The sequence below is a fragment of the Pedobacter sp. GQ55 genome, assembly GCF_059758925.1.
This window is the reverse complement of sequence record NZ_JCAXEI010000001.1, coordinates 73776-89539: the sequence shown is the minus strand read 5'-3', so window position 1 is coordinate 89539 and position 15764 is coordinate 73776. Positions and strand designations below refer to the sequence as shown.

The window sequence follows — 15764 nt, the reverse complement described above, 5'->3', positions numbered from 1 at the left end:
CTTTTAATTGAAGAGGACGTTTTATTGAAGACCTCCAGATACCTGTATTCTCTCTCCTGTTACCCAACCAGAGCTGTCAGAAGCTAAAAAAACGGCAACCTTAGCAATGTCATCTGGTTGTGCAATACGACCAAGTGGCGTAAGCTTGCGATTTTCTATTTCAAAATCACTTCCTATAAATCCTTTCTCGCGAGATCCATCTGTGTCTGTCATTCCAGGAGCCAGGGTGTTTACCCTTATTTTTTTTTGTCCTAATTCTTTAGCGAGCGTTTTGGTAACATTATCAATTGCCGCTTTTGTGGATGAAAAAACCACGGTGCCAGGCATCGGATTGAGACTAGTTGTTGCACTGATATTAATAATACTGCCACCATTCTCTCGCATCAACTTAACGGCTTGCTGCGTGCTTAAAATATTACCAACCAAATTGATGTCGATTTGTTTATAAAGGTTTTCCAACGTTAAGTTTTTCAAAAGCTCTATCTCCAAGATTCCCGCATTATTCACCAGAATGTCCAGTGTGCCGAATGTTCCAGCAATCGTATCAAATAAATTAATAACATCTTCAGGTTTTGAAACGTCTGCTTGTACTGCAATAGCAGTTCCACCATTATTTACAATTTCTTGTACCAGATTGTTCGCCTGGCTTTCGTTAGTATTATAATTAACGATCACTTTCGCCCCTTGCTGTGCAAAGGCTTTAGCGATACCAGCACCAATTCCTTTTGATGCACCGGTAATTAAAGCTATTTTAGCTTTTAGTATCTTATTCATTTTTAATGCTAATTTTTTATGGCTAAATCATTCCACCAGCAACCTGAATTCTTTCCCCAGTGACCCATACTGAATCGTCAGAGCCCAGAAAAACGGCAACTTTTGCGATGTCAATGGGTTGCGCTATCCTGCCAAGCGGAATTTTGGACAGAAGATTTGCTTCCCATTCACCGCCCATAAATCCCTGTTCATGTGACCCCTCAGTTTCCGTAATTCCAGGTGCAATTGTATTGATCCTGATATTTTTGGGTCCCAGTTCTTTGGCCAATGTTTTGGTGACATTATCAAGACCTGCTTTTGTAGCCGCATAAACAAGTGTTCCAGGCGTTGGATTGATACTTACCGACGAACTAATATTGATAATGCTTCCACCATCTGACCCCATCAATTCTACAGCCTTTTGTGAACAAAGAATTGGACCGATTAAATTTATACCAATATTGGCATTGAGCGCTTCAAGTGTAATCTCTTCTAATGGGATTATGCCATAGATACCAGCATTATTGATAAGAATATCCAATTTTCCAAATGTTTTCGCAGTTGTTTCAAACAATTTAAAAACATCGTCAGGCTTTGAAATATCCGCCTGAACTGCTATAGCCGTACCACCGGCCTTTTCAATTTCTCGAACTATGTTGCTTGCGCGTACTTCGTTTGATATATAATTTACTACAACCATTGCTCCTTCACGGGCAAACTCTTTAGCTATTTCTGCACCAATACCTTTTGATGCACCTGTAACTATCGCTACTTTATCCTTTAATCTTAAATTCATATTAAACATTATTTTGTTCAAAAATAAAGTGTTTGTATATTTATCGCAAGTATGTACTTTTTTGTATCTTATATACAAAAAAGTATGTAAACTGATTTTCAATACATTACAAAAAAATAAAAATGAATAAACGTAAAATAAAATGTTCTGATGAACCAACCTGCTCTGTGGATTATGCTTTTAGACGAATTGGCGGAAAATATAAAGGACGAATTTTATGGGCTTTACACATAGATCCTGTTTTGCGCTATGGAGAATTAGGACGTGCTTTACCTGACATCACCACGAAGATGCTAACGCAAACGCTGAGAGAATTGGAAACTGATCTTATTATCAATAGAAAAGTCTACCATCAGGTTCCTCCGATGGTGGAATATTCGTTGTCAGCAACAGGATTGGAATTAATTCCATTTATTAAATATCTTAAAGAATGGGGTGATAAGAAGATAGCTCAGGAGTCAAAATAAAGGGAAAATCTATTGAAAAAATTAATTGAAATAGGCGTTTAACTTGGATATTATGCTGATTATGGCCATCGCCCCATAGTCTAAGCTGATCACCGATTTTACGGCCAAATTGGCCAGCCAGGTCTGCACCAAAATGTTCAGTTCGATCGATTGGGGATTATTGCTTGAGATTTTGTTTATGAAGCTCTATTTGCATATCTCTTAATATATTATTTCTTTCAAGACTAGCGATCCAAAGACCATTTAGGGCTTGAAGAATAAGATATACAGATATCATTATACAAATTATAGTAATTAGTCGGAAGAATATTGTCCAGTTGTCCATGGAGAGCTTAATTAGGTACACTAATGTATTAAGTCGTACTTGCGTACTTCTTCTTTGACACCTTCGAGAAAGACTCAAAAATTCCGACATTACACTTAAACCTTCCGCAACAGTCACCATCGTTTTTTTTGTAACGCAAATCATCAAAAACTCATCATCAAAAACTAAAACTTCGATTTGAATAATGGAATGAGTTTATGATAATCCGGCAAAAAAAAATATGTTTTTAGAAGTCTTATAAAAGATATAAACCCAAACATTTTCAAGCCTAGCTGATTATCAAATAATGAGGGAATTATGATAATCTATAAGGGGTCATTCTACATTGCATTTTCTTCAAGAAATTGGCGAAAGAGCACAAAACACTCTAAAACAAAGAAGCTGATAAAGATAAGCCAAGTAGCTTTCAGAGTCTTTTTGTATTGTACTTCATCTATTACAAAGAGACGATTATCCTGATCACCTTCCTTCTCCAATTTCAAAATTTGGAATAAAAAAAGATAATTTAGTAGACTTATTATTATTATTATAAAAGCAGCACCCTTTTTTGCTGTTGAAAAACCTATGAGGCCTGGGCGTATTAGATTGGCAATAGCAAATGTATCCGCAATAAGAAATACATAAATCAGCATTATGCTGATAGATGCTAAATAATGTGAAACGGGACTATAACCATCTTTCTTAACAAAGTAGTTAAACATCGTTTGATAGAATTGTTCGATTAGACGTTTGATCATTTGGTTAGGGTACAAATAAACTGATGAACGAATTTTATATCAATTCGCTCTGATTATTCTTGGTTTCAATGTAGCTATAATATTAAAAATATAAGGTAGATCAGGCACTATACGAATCATTTGAATTACGTGACTGAAAATAATCTTTTTGAGGCGGATGTTGTTGGAACGATTCTTAAGATGGCGAAAGACAGCCGGTATTCATACGACGAAACTCTGCCGGATGAAAATTTCGCCGCATTCACTGTTCTTTCTTTTTTGTCGAGCAGATTAAATGATTCTTTAGCACCGGTGACCGGTGTTGGAGACGGTGACGGTGACGTAAGGTGTCCAGTTGCCGCCAGTTTAAAATCTGTCTTCATTATCAGATAAAAAAGCAAACAGGCTGGGGACAATCAAATCCACAGGTAATTCGATCTGTGAAACTGGCAACTTCGAAGCTGCATTAGAAAATGACCTGTCCACGTTGAAACATTTTGGATCTTCGGAAGTCTTATTAAAAAGAGACAACAATGAAAATCTACAACAACCTACTCATCCTGACGCTACTAATTTTCATCAGCACAACAGGTGTACTAAACGCGCAGGAAAATGTTGAAGCGATCCAGCGTACCGTCAGGCAACAAGACAGTTTATTCTGGAAAGGTTACAACGGTTGCGATTCCGCGCTGCAGTCAAGTCTGATCGCAGATGATATTGAATTTTATCATGACAAGGGTGGCATCACTCTGGGTAAAGCTGCCATGCTGAAAAGTATTAAAAACCTGTGCAATGGTGATTTTCGTTTGCGTCGCAAAGCCATAGACAGCACGGTGAAATTGCATTTGCTCCGGGCAAATGATACCGTATATGGCGCATTGTTCACCGGTGAACACGTGTTTTACCTGACATCAAAAGGTAAGCCAGAGCGTCTGGATGGCCACGCTCCATTTGCTAATCTCTGGCTGTTGAAAAACAATCAATGGAAACTTTCCCGAGTATTTAGTTATGACCATGGACCGGCAAAATATATCAATGAACGCAAACCAATATCACTTTCGAAAAATCAGCTACAACAACTGACGGGCAATTACAAAGGCAGTCAAACTGGAAATATGATTGTTGATATTGATGGCGACCACCTTAAATTAATGATAGGTGAAAAAACTTTTTCAATCTATCCGGAAAACGAAAATTCGTTTTTTATGAAAGACCGGGACCTTACGTTTTCATTCAAGAAAAAATCAGGGACCAAAGGTCAGCTTATCATCAAAGAGTATGGTGAAACAGTAGAAATGGCAGAGGCAGTTGAACCTAAATAAAATTTAAACCCTCTTGCAACAACAACAAATAATTTTTATTAAAAAGGGTTAGGATTAAAGTGTATATTTTAAAGAGAAGAGTTGGTAAGATGTGTATTACGCAGATAGTGGTTCCTCGTCACTTTTGGTGAAAACTCTAAATTTATATGTCACCCGTCCTAACAGCTTAGTTTTTTTAGTGGCCTTTCGGAGAATCAGAATAGATTTTTTATAACGAATTTTTATTCTTCACCAAAAGTGACGAAGAACCACTTTCATTGAAATATACACTTTTTATCATCCCATTGCTTTTTTGTTATGCAAATCTTTGTAGATCTAGTAAAAGACCTTTGTTGATAATAGATTCTAAATACGATTGGATAAGTTCCATCCTTTTTTGCTCTTCTGATGTCCAGAAAGGTAGTAATGTTGACCATAATCTGATTGTTATGGTTAAGTCTTTACTCAATTCTTGCGCAAGAAACTCGCAAAATTATTGTGAAATTTGTGCACATGACTTAAGCAATCTATCTGAGAGAAACCTCGTTTCGAAAATAAAGCCTCTCAGAATTAACTGAAAGGCTTTCAATGGGTGGAGAATAGCGGAGTCGAACCGCTGACCTCTTGCCTGCCAGGCAAGCGCTCTAGCCAGCTGAGCTAATCCCCCTTGGCTAATAGTAGTTCGAAAACTACTAGAGTGGGGCAAAAGTAATTAAATTTAGAAACCTTGCAAATTAAATGTGTAATTAATGTTTTTATTAGTTCATACAGTCTGGCTATAGCTACATTTCCTGTTCATTATTTCATTTTCTTTTGATTCGTAAATACAGTCGTAACACCATGCACACATAGGAAGTGTGCGAGTTTTGTGCGAAAAATGTGCGAACTCAAACGATGTCTAGCCATAATTAACAAACATTATGGTTACCATAAAACTATTATTAGATACACGAAAGTAGCAGGCTAAATCACGCACTTATTCTCAACACACTGCAATTCGATTATGAAAATAAGGCTATTGAAAGCATGTTAATATATAAAGTCGGTAACCAAGCATTAATACCCGAATACTTTACTTTTTATTATTCGTCATTGGTTAAATCGAGGTATACTAAACCTGCATTTAATCGGGTAATAGTCAATAATGAAGAACCTGCATTGGTTACAATTGATTTTATTGTATCCTAAATGCTTCCCATCTATTCATTTTCAATTTAAATGAATGGATGGGAAGTTTTAACAACTATTGCATGAATTACAATAACCATCTTAAAACTGAGAACAAACCATATATCTACCTAAGCCCGTTTTATAGCTTGGCATGAGAAAGCTCGTCAAATGCTTTGAAATCACAATCTAGATAACCATCGTCGTCTAAGAACATAACATCAGTACGATAAGCTTCAGCAATGACCTCAAACATATATGTTAAGGAATTAAAAGCATAATCAGGATCATCACCAAAAGTATTTGTCCAGAATATCCTGCCATAGTTTGGTGTCTCCTCATTCAGATCAACCCAATAACAATTGCCTGCCCCATCCTCTAAGAATGGAAACAATTTCTTGCCCGGCTGAAAGTCCTTAGTCCAATTGTGAAAGCTTTCTTCAAACTCTATGCTTTGATTGTAATAGCTAACTGCATCCTCCAGTGATAAGAAGTTGTGTATTGGTATCAGTCCTGTAAGGCCCGATGGCGTTACGCTGTCAATATCAGTTCCGTCAGCAAACAAATAAAGCTCCTTCAACTCGGCATTGAACACTAATCCCAAAGCTGCTTCTATCTTTGCTATGTCTTGCAAGTTGGCAGATTTCCTAAGTATAGTAGGGAAATGATAATTTAAATCCTTTTGCTTGGTGAGAATTATCTTGAAGCTTTCTATAATGCTATTCATAAACTGATAAAAGTTTGCTATTTGTAACCAAGATAGTGATAAAAGCAAACAATTAGGCATTTGACAAAGTTATCAGGAACAATCACCTAAAGTTAATTAAGGAAGTATATCGATGAAATATGGGCGCAGGAATGTGGCTCCATTTGCTTATTTTGCAATATATACTTAATTTAAGACAAATATGCCAAAGATAAGATGCGATTGCGACAACATTATTTATTTAGGAGATATTCCAAGTTCGAATCAATGGATGATCATCTCTGATAAAGATTACGACGAATTAACGGATAAGAACTCAGACATCGCAGGTAAAATTGATGCAGAACTCGTATATTCCAAAATGCAGATTGTTGTCAAGTGCAGTAAATGTGAAAGACTACATATCTTCTGGGAAGGATATGATAAACCACAGACTGTATATTCTAAACAATGATTAACCATATTCCTAAATAAAGGCTTTCGCTCTATTGATGCATAAGAGAAGGGATATTCTACGATCATGGAGTGCAACACGCTTCTGCAATTTACTTTACCAAGGCTCAGCTCAATCATCTGGTCTCCAAATTGATTGATAAGCATAAATTTTCTATATCCATACTCGCATGCTGTTAAGATTTTATTACTTCTGTTTCCTCTATTTTTATAAAGATAAAGACAATGACAAACCTGAGGATTGGATAGGATGGTTTAGAGCTTTGCTATTAGTGGAGTTAACCGTCTTTGGTCTAACGATGTTGATTGGTCTGCTGGTCAACAAATCCATAATGCACCTTACACCGTTTACTCGTGTAATAGGCATTATAATAACCCTTGTAATTTTAGGGATATTGTACCGTATTTTAGCAGCTAAAGGCAGACATCAAGATATATATGATGAATTTATAAACCATCGATGGAATACTAAGAGAACCCGTGTGATTTGTTGGGTTATTTGGATTGCTAGTTTACTATTGCCAATGGCAATTGCGACTTATTTTAAAGGCTATATAAGTTTGCAATCTTCTTAATATTCCCACACCAACCCTCTCCACAGATGGTGGCTTAGACCGAGAATGCAACTTTGGTAATATGTTATTATATTTGTCTAATGGGACAACGAATAGCTGCTATAATCACCAAGGGACAAGTGGACGTCCCAGAATCAATAGTTCATTTTGCTCAGCACAATTTAACAATAATCGTTCTAGACTTCGGTGAATCGGATGTCTCAGGTCTGATTGAAGCCGCATTAGAATTTGATCAGTTTGACTCGTTTATAATTCATTTAAAAGAAACTGACTTTATGGTTAGTGATGACGAAGGAGGATATTACAGAAAAGAGAAGTGGGTGTTTTTAGTTGGACTAATTGAAAGCTTAGAGTTAAAATCTTGGTTCATTGAATTTTACAGTGAGTGGGGAGACCGTCCTTCAAATCATCTTTTTATGCCTATAATCGATAATAACATAATTAAAGAATCGTGCATTCACATGTGGAACGAAGACGAGGTTGATTATACACTTATTTCATCTACTAAACTTAGAATGGGACTTACCTTGAATTGGTTTGATAATGAGAACAGATATTTCACGTACGAGCATGCAAAGCGTGATTATGAATTGAGAAAACTCTAGTCGGGATTTAATATATATTTGTAGTAATGCATTCCTATACTCAGGCTTCGCTCAAAAGAGGGGCTTGAGATAAATATCAAGCAATTAATTCTTCTCAGCAACATCGTTGTTTAACGGTGAAATAGCGTCAATAAACTCAAGCCATTCTACCAGTTCTTGCACAATATAGTTGGGCAAACTTATAATTTAAATACTGGGAGGATTATTTTCTTTCCTGTATTTTCTTATTGACCTATTCACATAAAAGCAATATAACCAGACTGCTAACGATATTATAAAGGCTGGTACAAGATATTTTATCTGGTAAAGGGGTTTAGCAGTATGATCAGTAAAATAGTAAATCATACAAAAAAGAGAAAACGGAGCAACAAAACCGCTTACTCCCATTAGTCCCGCAGTAATAATTTCTTTAGCTTTTAAATTTTCCATAATAACTAGGTTGGTTTGTTAAAGATAGCAATTATTTAAAACCAACAATTCATTGTGATTCTTAAAGTGTAATTATATGAATATACATAAGCAATGCCACTTCACCCTTATTAAAGCCGTTTCGTTTGTGAGCTACCATCGGGGAGTTTAATTGCAGACGCAAACAATGCCTTTCCCTACTTTTGCTGCTTACAACAGGGGAAGGCATCGTCTGGTCTTTAGTGACTGAGGAGGAATAACTACAGGCTTCATTTACTAACTTTACTGCGAACAGTTCGTTCTATCAATAGGCTTGTGGTGTTATCAAAGCCAGTCGTCGGAAGAAAGGTACTTCACCGCTCCTAAGTGGGTGCATTAATCACGCCAGATATACTTCGCTCATCTAGGATAAGTTTATCCTGGATTCACTCAGTTTAAAATATATCTGTCATGCTTACTGCTTGCCACAAAGTCCCGATTACGTGCTATCTTCTCCAACAGTTAAATCTTCATTCACTGCGTTCAATTGATTTTAACTGTTACAGCTAGCTTGTTTATGTGCTCACCTAGCGATCGGTAAAAACTTCGACTGCGTCTCGTGCCTTCGACATAGCGCGAATCACACTTCGTGTTTCTTTTCGCACATTTTTACCTCAATTCGCGAGGTTAGGTGAGCTAATAAGGATTTAGATTATTGTTTATTTATCCAATTAAACTATTAATTCAGCATTTAATGGGGCTGATGCTATATAATTCTTCTTTGCGTATGAACACATTTGTGTTTAGATTGATATGACGGACTTTTAAGTCATTTGATGGGTCTGGTGACATATTGCTAATGTTCCAATTTGTTTTATATTTGAATAAATGAATAGAAAAAACCATGGTGCAGAATAATTTATTTGATGATCTTGAAAATGTTAATTTAGAAGATGAAGATGATGTAAAGGTTAATTTGGTTGAGTATCAGCAAGCTGTCATATGGTCAACTGATTGGACAACAGAGACAATTGTTACTCAAATGGATAAAGGGTCAATAGACCTTAAGCCAAAGTTCCAAAGGAGAGAGGCTTGGGATGATAAAAGAAAAAGTAAATTCATAGAGTCGATAATTTTAGGCTTACCAATACCCCAAATCATACTTGCTGAGAGAAAGGATAAAAAGGGGACCTATATAGTAATAGATGGAAAACAAAGACTGTTGAGTATAAGACAATTTTTCTCAAAAGCGGATGATTTACTTTTCCCTAGGCTAAAACTTAAGGGTTTAGACTCCTTATCGGCCTTGAATAATAAGTCATTTATTGATTTGGAAGCAGATCCTAACTTAGAGGACTTTGCTACTCAACTTGAAAATCAACCAATTAGAACGATCGTTATTAAGAATTGGCCAAATGAAGCTTTTCTCTATAATGTTTTTTTGAGGCTCAATACAGGGAGTTTACCATTGGCACCTCAAGAACTAAGACAGGCTCTTCATCCAGGTCCATTTATAGATTTTACAGATGAATTCTCAATTGAAAGTAATCAAATAAAGAAGGTTCTAAATATTGATGAACCAGATTATCGAATGAGAGATATTGAATTAGTTATTAGATACTTTGCCTTTAAATATTACATAAATGAATATACCGGCAATCTAAAGAAGTTCTTCGATGAAACCGTTAAGCAATTAAACCAAGACTGGGGGACTAATGAAAATAAAGTAAAAAATAGCGCTAATGAACTTAATAATGCCATTGACTTTTGCTATGGTATATGGGAAGAAAATGCCTTTAGAAAATGGAAGGGTAACGAGTATCAAGGCAGATTTAATCGGGCTATTTATGATATAATGGTGTTTTATTTTTCTGATCCAGTGATTAGAAATGCAGCTCAACCTTTTGCTGCTCAAATAATAGATAGATTCAAATTGCTTTCCGAAACAGATAATGAGTTTTTGAATTCATTTGAAACTTCAACCAAAAACATAGGGCCAACTGCAAAGAGGTATTCTACATGGGGAAATGCTTTAAGTCAAATTTGTGGGGTTCCGATAGCTATCCCTAATTTAGGCTAGAGAGACTAAATATGGCAAATTCAAAAAGGTTCAAGCAATTGGCTAAACGTATTAGCGTAATTGAAAATTCATATTTACCTGCTGTAAATGCATTAGGAAATTATACCAATAAAGAACAAGATGATTTAAGAGCTTACCTACTTTTAATACATGCAGAAATAGAATCATATTTTGAAGAGGTCTCAGAGTCAAAAGCAAAGGAAGCGTTTGATAAATGGAAGATAAATAGATCTAAAAGTAATGTGCTACTTGCTTTGTTGTCTTTTTGTGAACATCCAATTAAGGGCAATGAATTAGAAGTTAGGATTCATAAATCATTATCTTTTTATATCGGCAAGCTAAAAGTGAATCATGGAATTAAGGAAAAAAACATTTTAGATATATTGCTGCCGGTTGGAATTGAATATAGTACATTAGATGCCACTTGGTTGTCTATAATGTCTTCTTTTGGGTCTAGTAGAGGTAAAGTCGCACATTCAACAGCAGCTGTTCAGAGTCCACTTGATCCAAGCACTCTTAAAAATACGGTAACCCTTATACAAACTGAGATAGAAAAAATTGATAAAGAAATAAAAAAAATAAAATAGCAATTTAATCAAAGGAAGATTATATTAATCATTACACAAAGTTAAGCCTGCCCTATCGATACGTTTAAAGAAGTTAGTAAGCTTGAAGCGCCCAATAACTGCACGTAAACCTATTGTCCATTTGCCGTTTATGAAAGAGGATTTGGAAGAAAGACTTAAAAAGGACACCAAATATTAAGGGGTTATATACTACAATATTACTGTCCTAAATTTCTTTATCAGTTTTACTCATGCCATTCAGCTAGGCTTAATCCATCACTAATTTTCTGATGTACCTCTGGAATCGGCGTTGTTTGGGTATTGTCTTAGTAGATTAAATTAGTTAATTTGCACTTAATACATTACTAAATATCAACAGAATTATAGATAAACGCCTCCAGCATGGAATTTAATGACATATTAGGTATTGGTAAAGTGCTACCAATAGACAAACTCATGGATATTGTTTCAAGTTCAGTCGGAAGACTATCCAAATCTTACTTCGATAGGAAGGATATCGATACCAAAACATATGAAATTAAAAAGCTCGCTGAAGCACGAGCAGATGAGATGAAAATAATTGCAAACGCGATTAAAGAGAATCTGTCCTTGACTGGTGGTATCGAGTATACAGAAAATAAAATAACTATTAGTTCCCCTAAAGAGATTGTACTAGAATCAAAAGATTTAAACCTGATAGAGCAGATCGAGGAACGGGTTAGAGAGCGAATGAATTTTCAACAAACTAAAAAACAGTTAAATATAGAAAATGTGACTGCGTTTGCTGCTGATGAATTAAAGAATGAGCCTCCAATAGTCGATGAGCCATTAGATGAAGATTGGACCACTAGATTTTTTAACATCGTTGAGGATGTAACCAGTGAAGAGATGCAGGCCTTATGGGGGAAGATTTTAGCAGGTGAGATTAAACAGCCTAAATCCTATTCTTTACGTACATTAGAGCTAATTCGGAATTTATCTAAGAGCGAAGCGGACACCTTTATGAAGGTCGCCAACTTATCTATTATGTCTATTGGTGCTAATTTCATTTTCAAAGGAAATGATGATGAAAAGCTTACTACTTTCGGAATAAATTACACTGACATCGCACTTCTTACTGAAATAGGATTAATTCAACCGAGTGATTTTGTAAGCCACCAGTTTTTAGAACAGGCAACTGATTCTCAGCGCATCCTTATTTCTGGTAACCTAGCTATTTTTGTAAATGTCAAAGCAAACACACCAACTATATCAATGCCAGTTCATGTTTTCAGCAGCTCAGGGAGTGAGCTTATAAAATTGATTAAGCCAACTCCACCTCTTGAATATTTATCTTATTTTGCTAAATCAATCAAAAATGCTAATGTTGATGTCAAATATGCTCCTATACTCTCAATGGAAGGAAATTCTATAAGGTATACTACTCCATTAATAGATTTTATCTAGAATCTAATGAACAGCACTTCTACATGCAAGCAATTCAAAGAACCTGAATTTAGACAATTCAAAGGTATTCCAATCTTTACCCTTTGATTAATATTAAATTAGACTAAAATTAACATATGGAAGAATCATTACCTGAATTGCATACAAATGTTTCCGGAAAAATTAGAAACACAAAACTACCTAAAGCCAAATCTCTTTGGCCATTGTTTGAAACTATAAGTAATTCAATTCACGCAATTCAAGACAAAGGATTAGGCAACGGGAAAATCTCGGTCAATATTTATAGGCAGGGGGGCTCAGAGATTCTTGCACAATGTGAAAGAGTGGATATATATCCAATTAAAGATATTGAAGTTATTGATAATGGGATCGGTCTGAACCTTGGAAACTTTAAGTCATTTCTTACGGCAGAATCAGAACATAAAATCGAAAGAGGTGCCAAAGGCATTGGAAGATTCGTTTGCCTAAAAGCATTTAAGAGTTTAAGTTTTAAAAGTAGCTTCAAGAATGAGGAATTAGGCACGAACTATATAAGAGAATTTACATTTAAACCTATTGGCAAAGGAATATTCGACCATAAAGTGGATAGTTCACAAAGTACAAAAACTGGAACTTCAGTCACGCTTGGTAATTTTATAGTTGATTATCAGGAAACTTGCCCAAAAACTTTATATGATATCGGAGAAAAGATAATAGATCATTTTTTGGTGTATTATCTCAATAAAAAAGCCCCAAATATTGATCTTATTGAAAAAATCAATGGTTACAAAGTTGATTTAAATAGCATCTTCAATACATCTTTTAAAGCAGCAATTAAGGCTAGTAAATTTGACCTTTATGGCTCCGAATTCGATATCCATTTATTAAGACTTTATGATGTTAAAAAGGGTCATCGAATTCACTATTGCGGGAATGATAGAGTTGTTCGAGAAGAGAAACTTGTCAAATATGTTCCAGATTTAGGTAATTCCATTATGGAAGAACCAGGTGTGTATTTTACATACCAAGTTTATGTCACAAGTAAATTCCTGGATGCAAATGTTGACAATGAGCGCACTGATTTCGATTTCCCTGATAACTTGGAAGAATCTGATCTTCAACATTTAGTAAATGATTCTCCTAATTTAGATCGCATTAGACAAAAGGTTATTCAAAATTTAGAAGAGTTATTAAAGGATTATTTAAGTAAAGTAAGAGAGGAGAAATACACAAAATACAGTCAACATATAATTGCTGATGCACCACAATATAAGACGTTGTTAAAATACAAGCCTGATGTTGTTCGTAATATGAATCCGAATTTATCAGGGAATAAATTGAATATTGAACTATACAAAGTTCAATCTGATTTAGAGGTTGAAATAAAGGAACTCGGAGAAAAAGTACTAAACCAAAGCGTTATCACCGACACCGATGAATACAAAGAGCTGTATGACGAGTTTATTGAAAAGTTCAATGACATAGGCAAAGCCAATCTTGCGAAATATATTGTTCATAGAAAGTCTGTGATTGAATTATTAGATAAGTTCTTGGGAGCAGATGAAAAAAATGAATATTTTACAGAGGATACAATTCACAAAATATTTTTTCCCCTCAAAAGTGAGTCCGATGAAATTACATTTGAGCAACAGAATCTGTGGCTGATAGATGAGAGATTATCATATCACTCCTATTTATCATCAGATAAATCTTTCAAAGAGGTTAAAGTCTTACCTAGTTTGGATAGTCTCGATAGACCTGATTTATTAATCTTTAACGAAAGTTTTGCCTTTGTTAATGATGATGCACCTCATAATTCATTTGTTATAGTCGAGTTTAAAAGACCTGAAAGACATGATTATAACACTAGGCACAAAAAGAAAAACCCTATTGATCAAGTAATTTCGTATATCAGTACCATACGAGAAAATAAAGCAACTGACAGAAGAGGTAAAATTATTCAAATTGATAAAGATAGGACACCTTTCTATGCTTATGTAATCTGCGATTTCAATAACAGCCTCATAGAAATTTTAGACGAGCGAAACTATACTCAAACACCAGATGGATTGGGCTATTATTATTTCCACTCTAAATATAATGCATATATAGAAGTTATATCTTATGTCAAGTTATTAAAAGACGCAAAAGCGAGAAATCGATTGCTATTTGATAAACTCGGGTTACCTAGTAATTAATCCCAATCGAACATTCCATATCGAAAGCTATCCATGAATGGATTCGCTGCATTATCATGAACTTCTAATTATACACCGATTGCAATAAGGAAATGAGCAAAAAGAATACAACACGCAAAACAGTTTTTATATCATCTACTTTTCTTGATCTTAAAGAGGAAAGAAAAAAGGTTTGGGATTGCCTTGAGAAATTTGACGTGACAGTTAAAGGAATGGAACAATTTGGAGCAAGAAAGTCCACCCCTTTGACAACTTGTATTTCCGAAGTTGAACAGTCAGACATTTATGTGGGGATCATAGGAATGAGGTATGGCAGCGAAGAACCAAATACAGGAAAATCCTATTCGCAATTAGAATATGAGAAAGCTATTGAACAGGATAAAGAAATTTTAATTTATCTTATCGACGAAGAGAGCTCAACAGTTACGCCTAACCTCATTCAATTTGATAGAATTGAAAAATTAAATAATTTTAAAACTATTCTTAAAGATAAACACACTGTTGACACCTTTTCAAATTCACAAGATTTAGTTACTAAATTACAACGTAAATTTAACGAACTATTAACACCAAAAGTTACTGATGTCGTTGAGGATGAATACGAAAATACAAAAAAAGTGCTAGATCTATTTTTTCTAGTTCCTGCCGCTTATTCAGGAAGAGAAATAAAATTAAAAGTAAAATTTATCGGACACCCGCAGCCTGTTTCAAAAGCTGTTTGCCAAAGTTTTAATTTTGCATTTGGCAAAACCGTTATCAGCAAAATCGAAGTAACCCATCCAATATTTAAATTCAAAAACTTTAGGCATATTTTTATTGAATTCGAACAACTCAATAAAATTATAGCCTTGTCTGCATCAATTGAATACGAAATTTTCGCTAAGGTTTTGTTCAAAGATGAAAAAGTAAAAATTATGACAACAGATTTCAAGGATAAAATGGAAAGAATTTATAATTACGACGAATATGATCCAGGTAATGAGTATGACCCAAATTATGATGAGCCTTATTATGATGTCATAAAAGAAGGTGATGGGCAAATTGCCTTGAATTTAACAAGCATTACGGTTGATAAATGACGGAATTAATCTTTTGACCATCGCGCTTAGAAGTCTCCCGCCTTTTTAATGATAATTTATATTACACTAGTTTAGTTATTTTATTAATTATTACACAAAGTTAAGCTTGTCCAATCGACACGCCTAAAGGAACTACGGCATAAACCCAACAGCCATGCACATTCC

17 protein-coding genes and 1 tRNA gene are annotated in these 15764 nt (G+C 35.0%); 11 read left to right on the top strand and 7 right to left on the bottom strand.

All coding sequences use genetic code 11. The annotated features are described in order from the left end of the window. Nucleotides 1-21: 21 nt before the first annotated feature. Both AC6CH7_RS00370 and AC6CH7_RS00365 read right to left on the bottom strand, forming a co-directional pair. Nucleotides 22-774, bottom strand: coding sequence for an SDR family NAD(P)-dependent oxidoreductase (locus AC6CH7_RS00370; protein ID WP_498260777.1), 753 nt, complete (start codon nt 772-774; stop codon nt 22-24). Between the two features lie 22 nt (nt 775-796). Continuing rightward, the gene (locus AC6CH7_RS00365) at nt 797-1549 is read right to left on the bottom strand and encodes an SDR family NAD(P)-dependent oxidoreductase (protein WP_498260776.1); all 753 of its coding nucleotides are present in this window, start codon (nt 1547-1549) and stop codon (nt 797-799) included. Nucleotides 1550-1671: 122 nt separating this feature from the next. Here AC6CH7_RS00365 and AC6CH7_RS00360 point away from each other — a divergent pair, with 122 nt between their 5' ends. Further along, the gene (locus tag AC6CH7_RS00360) at nt 1672-2016 is read left to right on the top strand and encodes a winged helix-turn-helix transcriptional regulator (RefSeq protein ID WP_498260775.1); all 345 of its coding nucleotides are present in this window, start codon (nt 1672-1674) and stop codon (nt 2014-2016) included. A gap of 645 nt (nt 2017-2661) precedes the next feature. Here AC6CH7_RS00360 and AC6CH7_RS00355 read toward each other — a convergent pair. After that, nucleotides 2662-3078, bottom strand: coding sequence for a hypothetical protein (locus tag AC6CH7_RS00355; protein ID WP_498260774.1), 417 nt, complete (start codon nt 3076-3078; stop codon nt 2662-2664). 120 nt (nt 3079-3198) lie between these two features. On the opposite strand from AC6CH7_RS00355, the gene AC6CH7_RS00350 reads away from it, so the two are divergent. Continuing rightward, complete coding sequence (locus tag AC6CH7_RS00350) at nt 3199-3450, top strand: hypothetical protein (RefSeq protein WP_498260773.1); 252 nt, start codon at nt 3199-3201, stop codon at nt 3448-3450. 140 nt (nt 3451-3590) lie between these two features. Then, entirely contained in the window at nt 3591-4379 is a 789-nt protein-coding gene (locus AC6CH7_RS00345; RefSeq protein ID WP_498260772.1) for a nuclear transport factor 2 family protein, read from the top strand. Between the two features lie 254 nt (nt 4380-4633). Here the strand turns inward: AC6CH7_RS00345 and AC6CH7_RS00340 are convergent, their stop codons facing one another. The 3 genes from AC6CH7_RS00340 to AC6CH7_RS00330 form a co-directional block, all read right to left on the bottom strand. After that, nucleotides 4634-4795, bottom strand: a complete 162-nt coding sequence (locus AC6CH7_RS00340; RefSeq protein ID WP_498260771.1) for an Arm DNA-binding domain-containing protein — start codon at nt 4793-4795, stop codon at nt 4634-4636. Between the two features lie 156 nt (nt 4796-4951). Beyond that, nucleotides 4952-5025, bottom strand: a tRNA-Ala gene (locus tag AC6CH7_RS00335). 642 nt (nt 5026-5667) lie between these two features. Beyond that, nucleotides 5668-6252, bottom strand: a complete 585-nt coding sequence (locus AC6CH7_RS00330; protein WP_498260770.1) for an SMI1/KNR4 family protein — start codon at nt 6250-6252, stop codon at nt 5668-5670. 181 nt (nt 6253-6433) lie between these two features. Here AC6CH7_RS00330 and AC6CH7_RS00325 point away from each other — a divergent pair, with 181 nt between their 5' ends. The 3 genes from AC6CH7_RS00325 to AC6CH7_RS00315 all read left to right on the top strand — a co-directional run bounded on the left by AC6CH7_RS00325 (nt 6434) and on the right by AC6CH7_RS00315 (nt 7864). Continuing rightward, on the top strand, nt 6434-6685 hold the full coding sequence (locus AC6CH7_RS00325; protein ID WP_498260769.1) for a DUF8617 domain-containing protein: 252 nt from the start codon (nt 6434-6436) through the stop codon (nt 6683-6685). Nucleotides 6686-6854: 169 nt separating this feature from the next. Further along, nucleotides 6855-7259, top strand: a complete 405-nt coding sequence (locus AC6CH7_RS00320; protein WP_498260768.1) for a hypothetical protein — start codon at nt 6855-6857, stop codon at nt 7257-7259. Nucleotides 7260-7378: 119 nt separating this feature from the next. Continuing rightward, nucleotides 7379-7864: a hypothetical protein gene (locus AC6CH7_RS00315; RefSeq protein ID WP_498260767.1), complete on the top strand. Its 486-nt coding sequence runs from the start codon at nt 7379-7381 to the stop codon at nt 7862-7864. Between the two features lie 186 nt (nt 7865-8050). On the opposite strand, the gene AC6CH7_RS00310 is transcribed toward AC6CH7_RS00315, so the two are convergent. Beyond that, nucleotides 8051-8293 (bottom strand): hypothetical protein, encoded by a 243-nt coding sequence (locus AC6CH7_RS00310; RefSeq protein ID WP_498260766.1) that lies wholly within the window; start codon nt 8291-8293, stop codon nt 8051-8053. A gap of 862 nt (nt 8294-9155) precedes the next feature. Here AC6CH7_RS00310 and AC6CH7_RS00305 point away from each other — a divergent pair. The 5 genes from AC6CH7_RS00305 (at nt 9156) to AC6CH7_RS00285 (ending at nt 15599) form a co-directional block, all read left to right on the top strand. Further along, nucleotides 9156-10331 (top strand): GmrSD restriction endonuclease domain-containing protein, encoded by a 1176-nt coding sequence (locus tag AC6CH7_RS00305; protein WP_498260765.1) that lies wholly within the window; start codon nt 9156-9158, stop codon nt 10329-10331. 11 nt (nt 10332-10342) lie between these two features. Further along, on the top strand, nt 10343-10918 hold the full coding sequence (locus AC6CH7_RS00300; RefSeq protein WP_498260764.1) for a HEPN domain-containing protein: 576 nt from the start codon (nt 10343-10345) through the stop codon (nt 10916-10918). A 381-nt stretch (nt 10919-11299) separates the two neighbouring features. Then, nucleotides 11300-12343 carry a DUF2806 domain-containing protein gene (locus tag AC6CH7_RS00295; RefSeq protein ID WP_498260763.1) on the top strand — a complete coding sequence of 348 codons (1044 nt, stop codon included), beginning with the start codon at nt 11300-11302 and terminating at the stop codon, nt 12341-12343. A 116-nt stretch (nt 12344-12459) separates the two neighbouring features. After that, on the top strand, nt 12460-14520 hold the full coding sequence (locus tag AC6CH7_RS00290) for a hypothetical protein (protein ID WP_498260762.1): 2061 nt from the start codon (nt 12460-12462) through the stop codon (nt 14518-14520). 92 nt (nt 14521-14612) lie between these two features. Further along, nucleotides 14613-15599, top strand: coding sequence for a DUF4062 domain-containing protein (locus tag AC6CH7_RS00285; protein ID WP_498260761.1), 987 nt, complete (start codon nt 14613-14615; stop codon nt 15597-15599). Nucleotides 15600-15764: the final 165 nt, after the last annotated feature.

What these genes read in the sequence shown, in the direction of transcription:
- AC6CH7_RS00300 (WP_498260764.1), top strand. Translation starts at nt 10,343, where the DNA reads ATGGCAAATTCAAAAAGGTTCAAGCAATTGGCTAAACGTATTAGCGTA.
- AC6CH7_RS00295 (WP_498260763.1), top strand. Translation starts at nt 11,300, where the DNA reads ATGGAATTTAATGACATATTAGGTATTGGTAAAGTGCTACCAATAGAC.
- AC6CH7_RS00285 (WP_498260761.1), top strand. Translation starts at nt 14,613, where the DNA reads ATGAGCAAAAAGAATACAACACGCAAAACAGTTTTTATATCATCTACT.
- AC6CH7_RS00370 (WP_498260777.1), bottom strand. Translation starts at nt 774, where the DNA reads ATGAATAAGATACTAAAAGCTAAAATAGCTTTAATTACCGGTGCATCA.
- AC6CH7_RS00360 (WP_498260775.1), top strand. Translation starts at nt 1,672, where the DNA reads ATGAATAAACGTAAAATAAAATGTTCTGATGAACCAACCTGCTCTGTG.
- AC6CH7_RS00325 (WP_498260769.1), top strand. Translation starts at nt 6,434, where the DNA reads ATGCCAAAGATAAGATGCGATTGCGACAACATTATTTATTTAGGAGAT.
- AC6CH7_RS00330 (WP_498260770.1), bottom strand. Translation starts at nt 6,252, where the DNA reads ATGAATAGCATTATAGAAAGCTTCAAGATAATTCTCACCAAGCAAAAG.
- AC6CH7_RS00340 (WP_498260771.1), bottom strand. Translation starts at nt 4,795, where the DNA reads ATGGTCAACATTACTACCTTTCTGGACATCAGAAGAGCAAAAAAGGAT.
- AC6CH7_RS00290 (WP_498260762.1), top strand. Translation starts at nt 12,460, where the DNA reads ATGGAAGAATCATTACCTGAATTGCATACAAATGTTTCCGGAAAAATT.
- AC6CH7_RS00355 (WP_498260774.1), bottom strand. Translation starts at nt 3,078, where the DNA reads ATGATCAAACGTCTAATCGAACAATTCTATCAAACGATGTTTAACTAC.
- AC6CH7_RS00310 (WP_498260766.1), bottom strand. Translation starts at nt 8,293, where the DNA reads ATGGAAAATTTAAAAGCTAAAGAAATTATTACTGCGGGACTAATGGGA.
- AC6CH7_RS00320 (WP_498260768.1), top strand. Translation starts at nt 6,855, where the DNA reads ATGCTGTTAAGATTTTATTACTTCTGTTTCCTCTATTTTTATAAAGAT.
- AC6CH7_RS00305 (WP_498260765.1), top strand. Translation starts at nt 9,156, where the DNA reads ATGGTGCAGAATAATTTATTTGATGATCTTGAAAATGTTAATTTAGAA.
- AC6CH7_RS00345 (WP_498260772.1), top strand. Translation starts at nt 3,591, where the DNA reads ATGAAAATCTACAACAACCTACTCATCCTGACGCTACTAATTTTCATC.
- AC6CH7_RS00365 (WP_498260776.1), bottom strand. Translation starts at nt 1,549, where the DNA reads ATGAATTTAAGATTAAAGGATAAAGTAGCGATAGTTACAGGTGCATCA.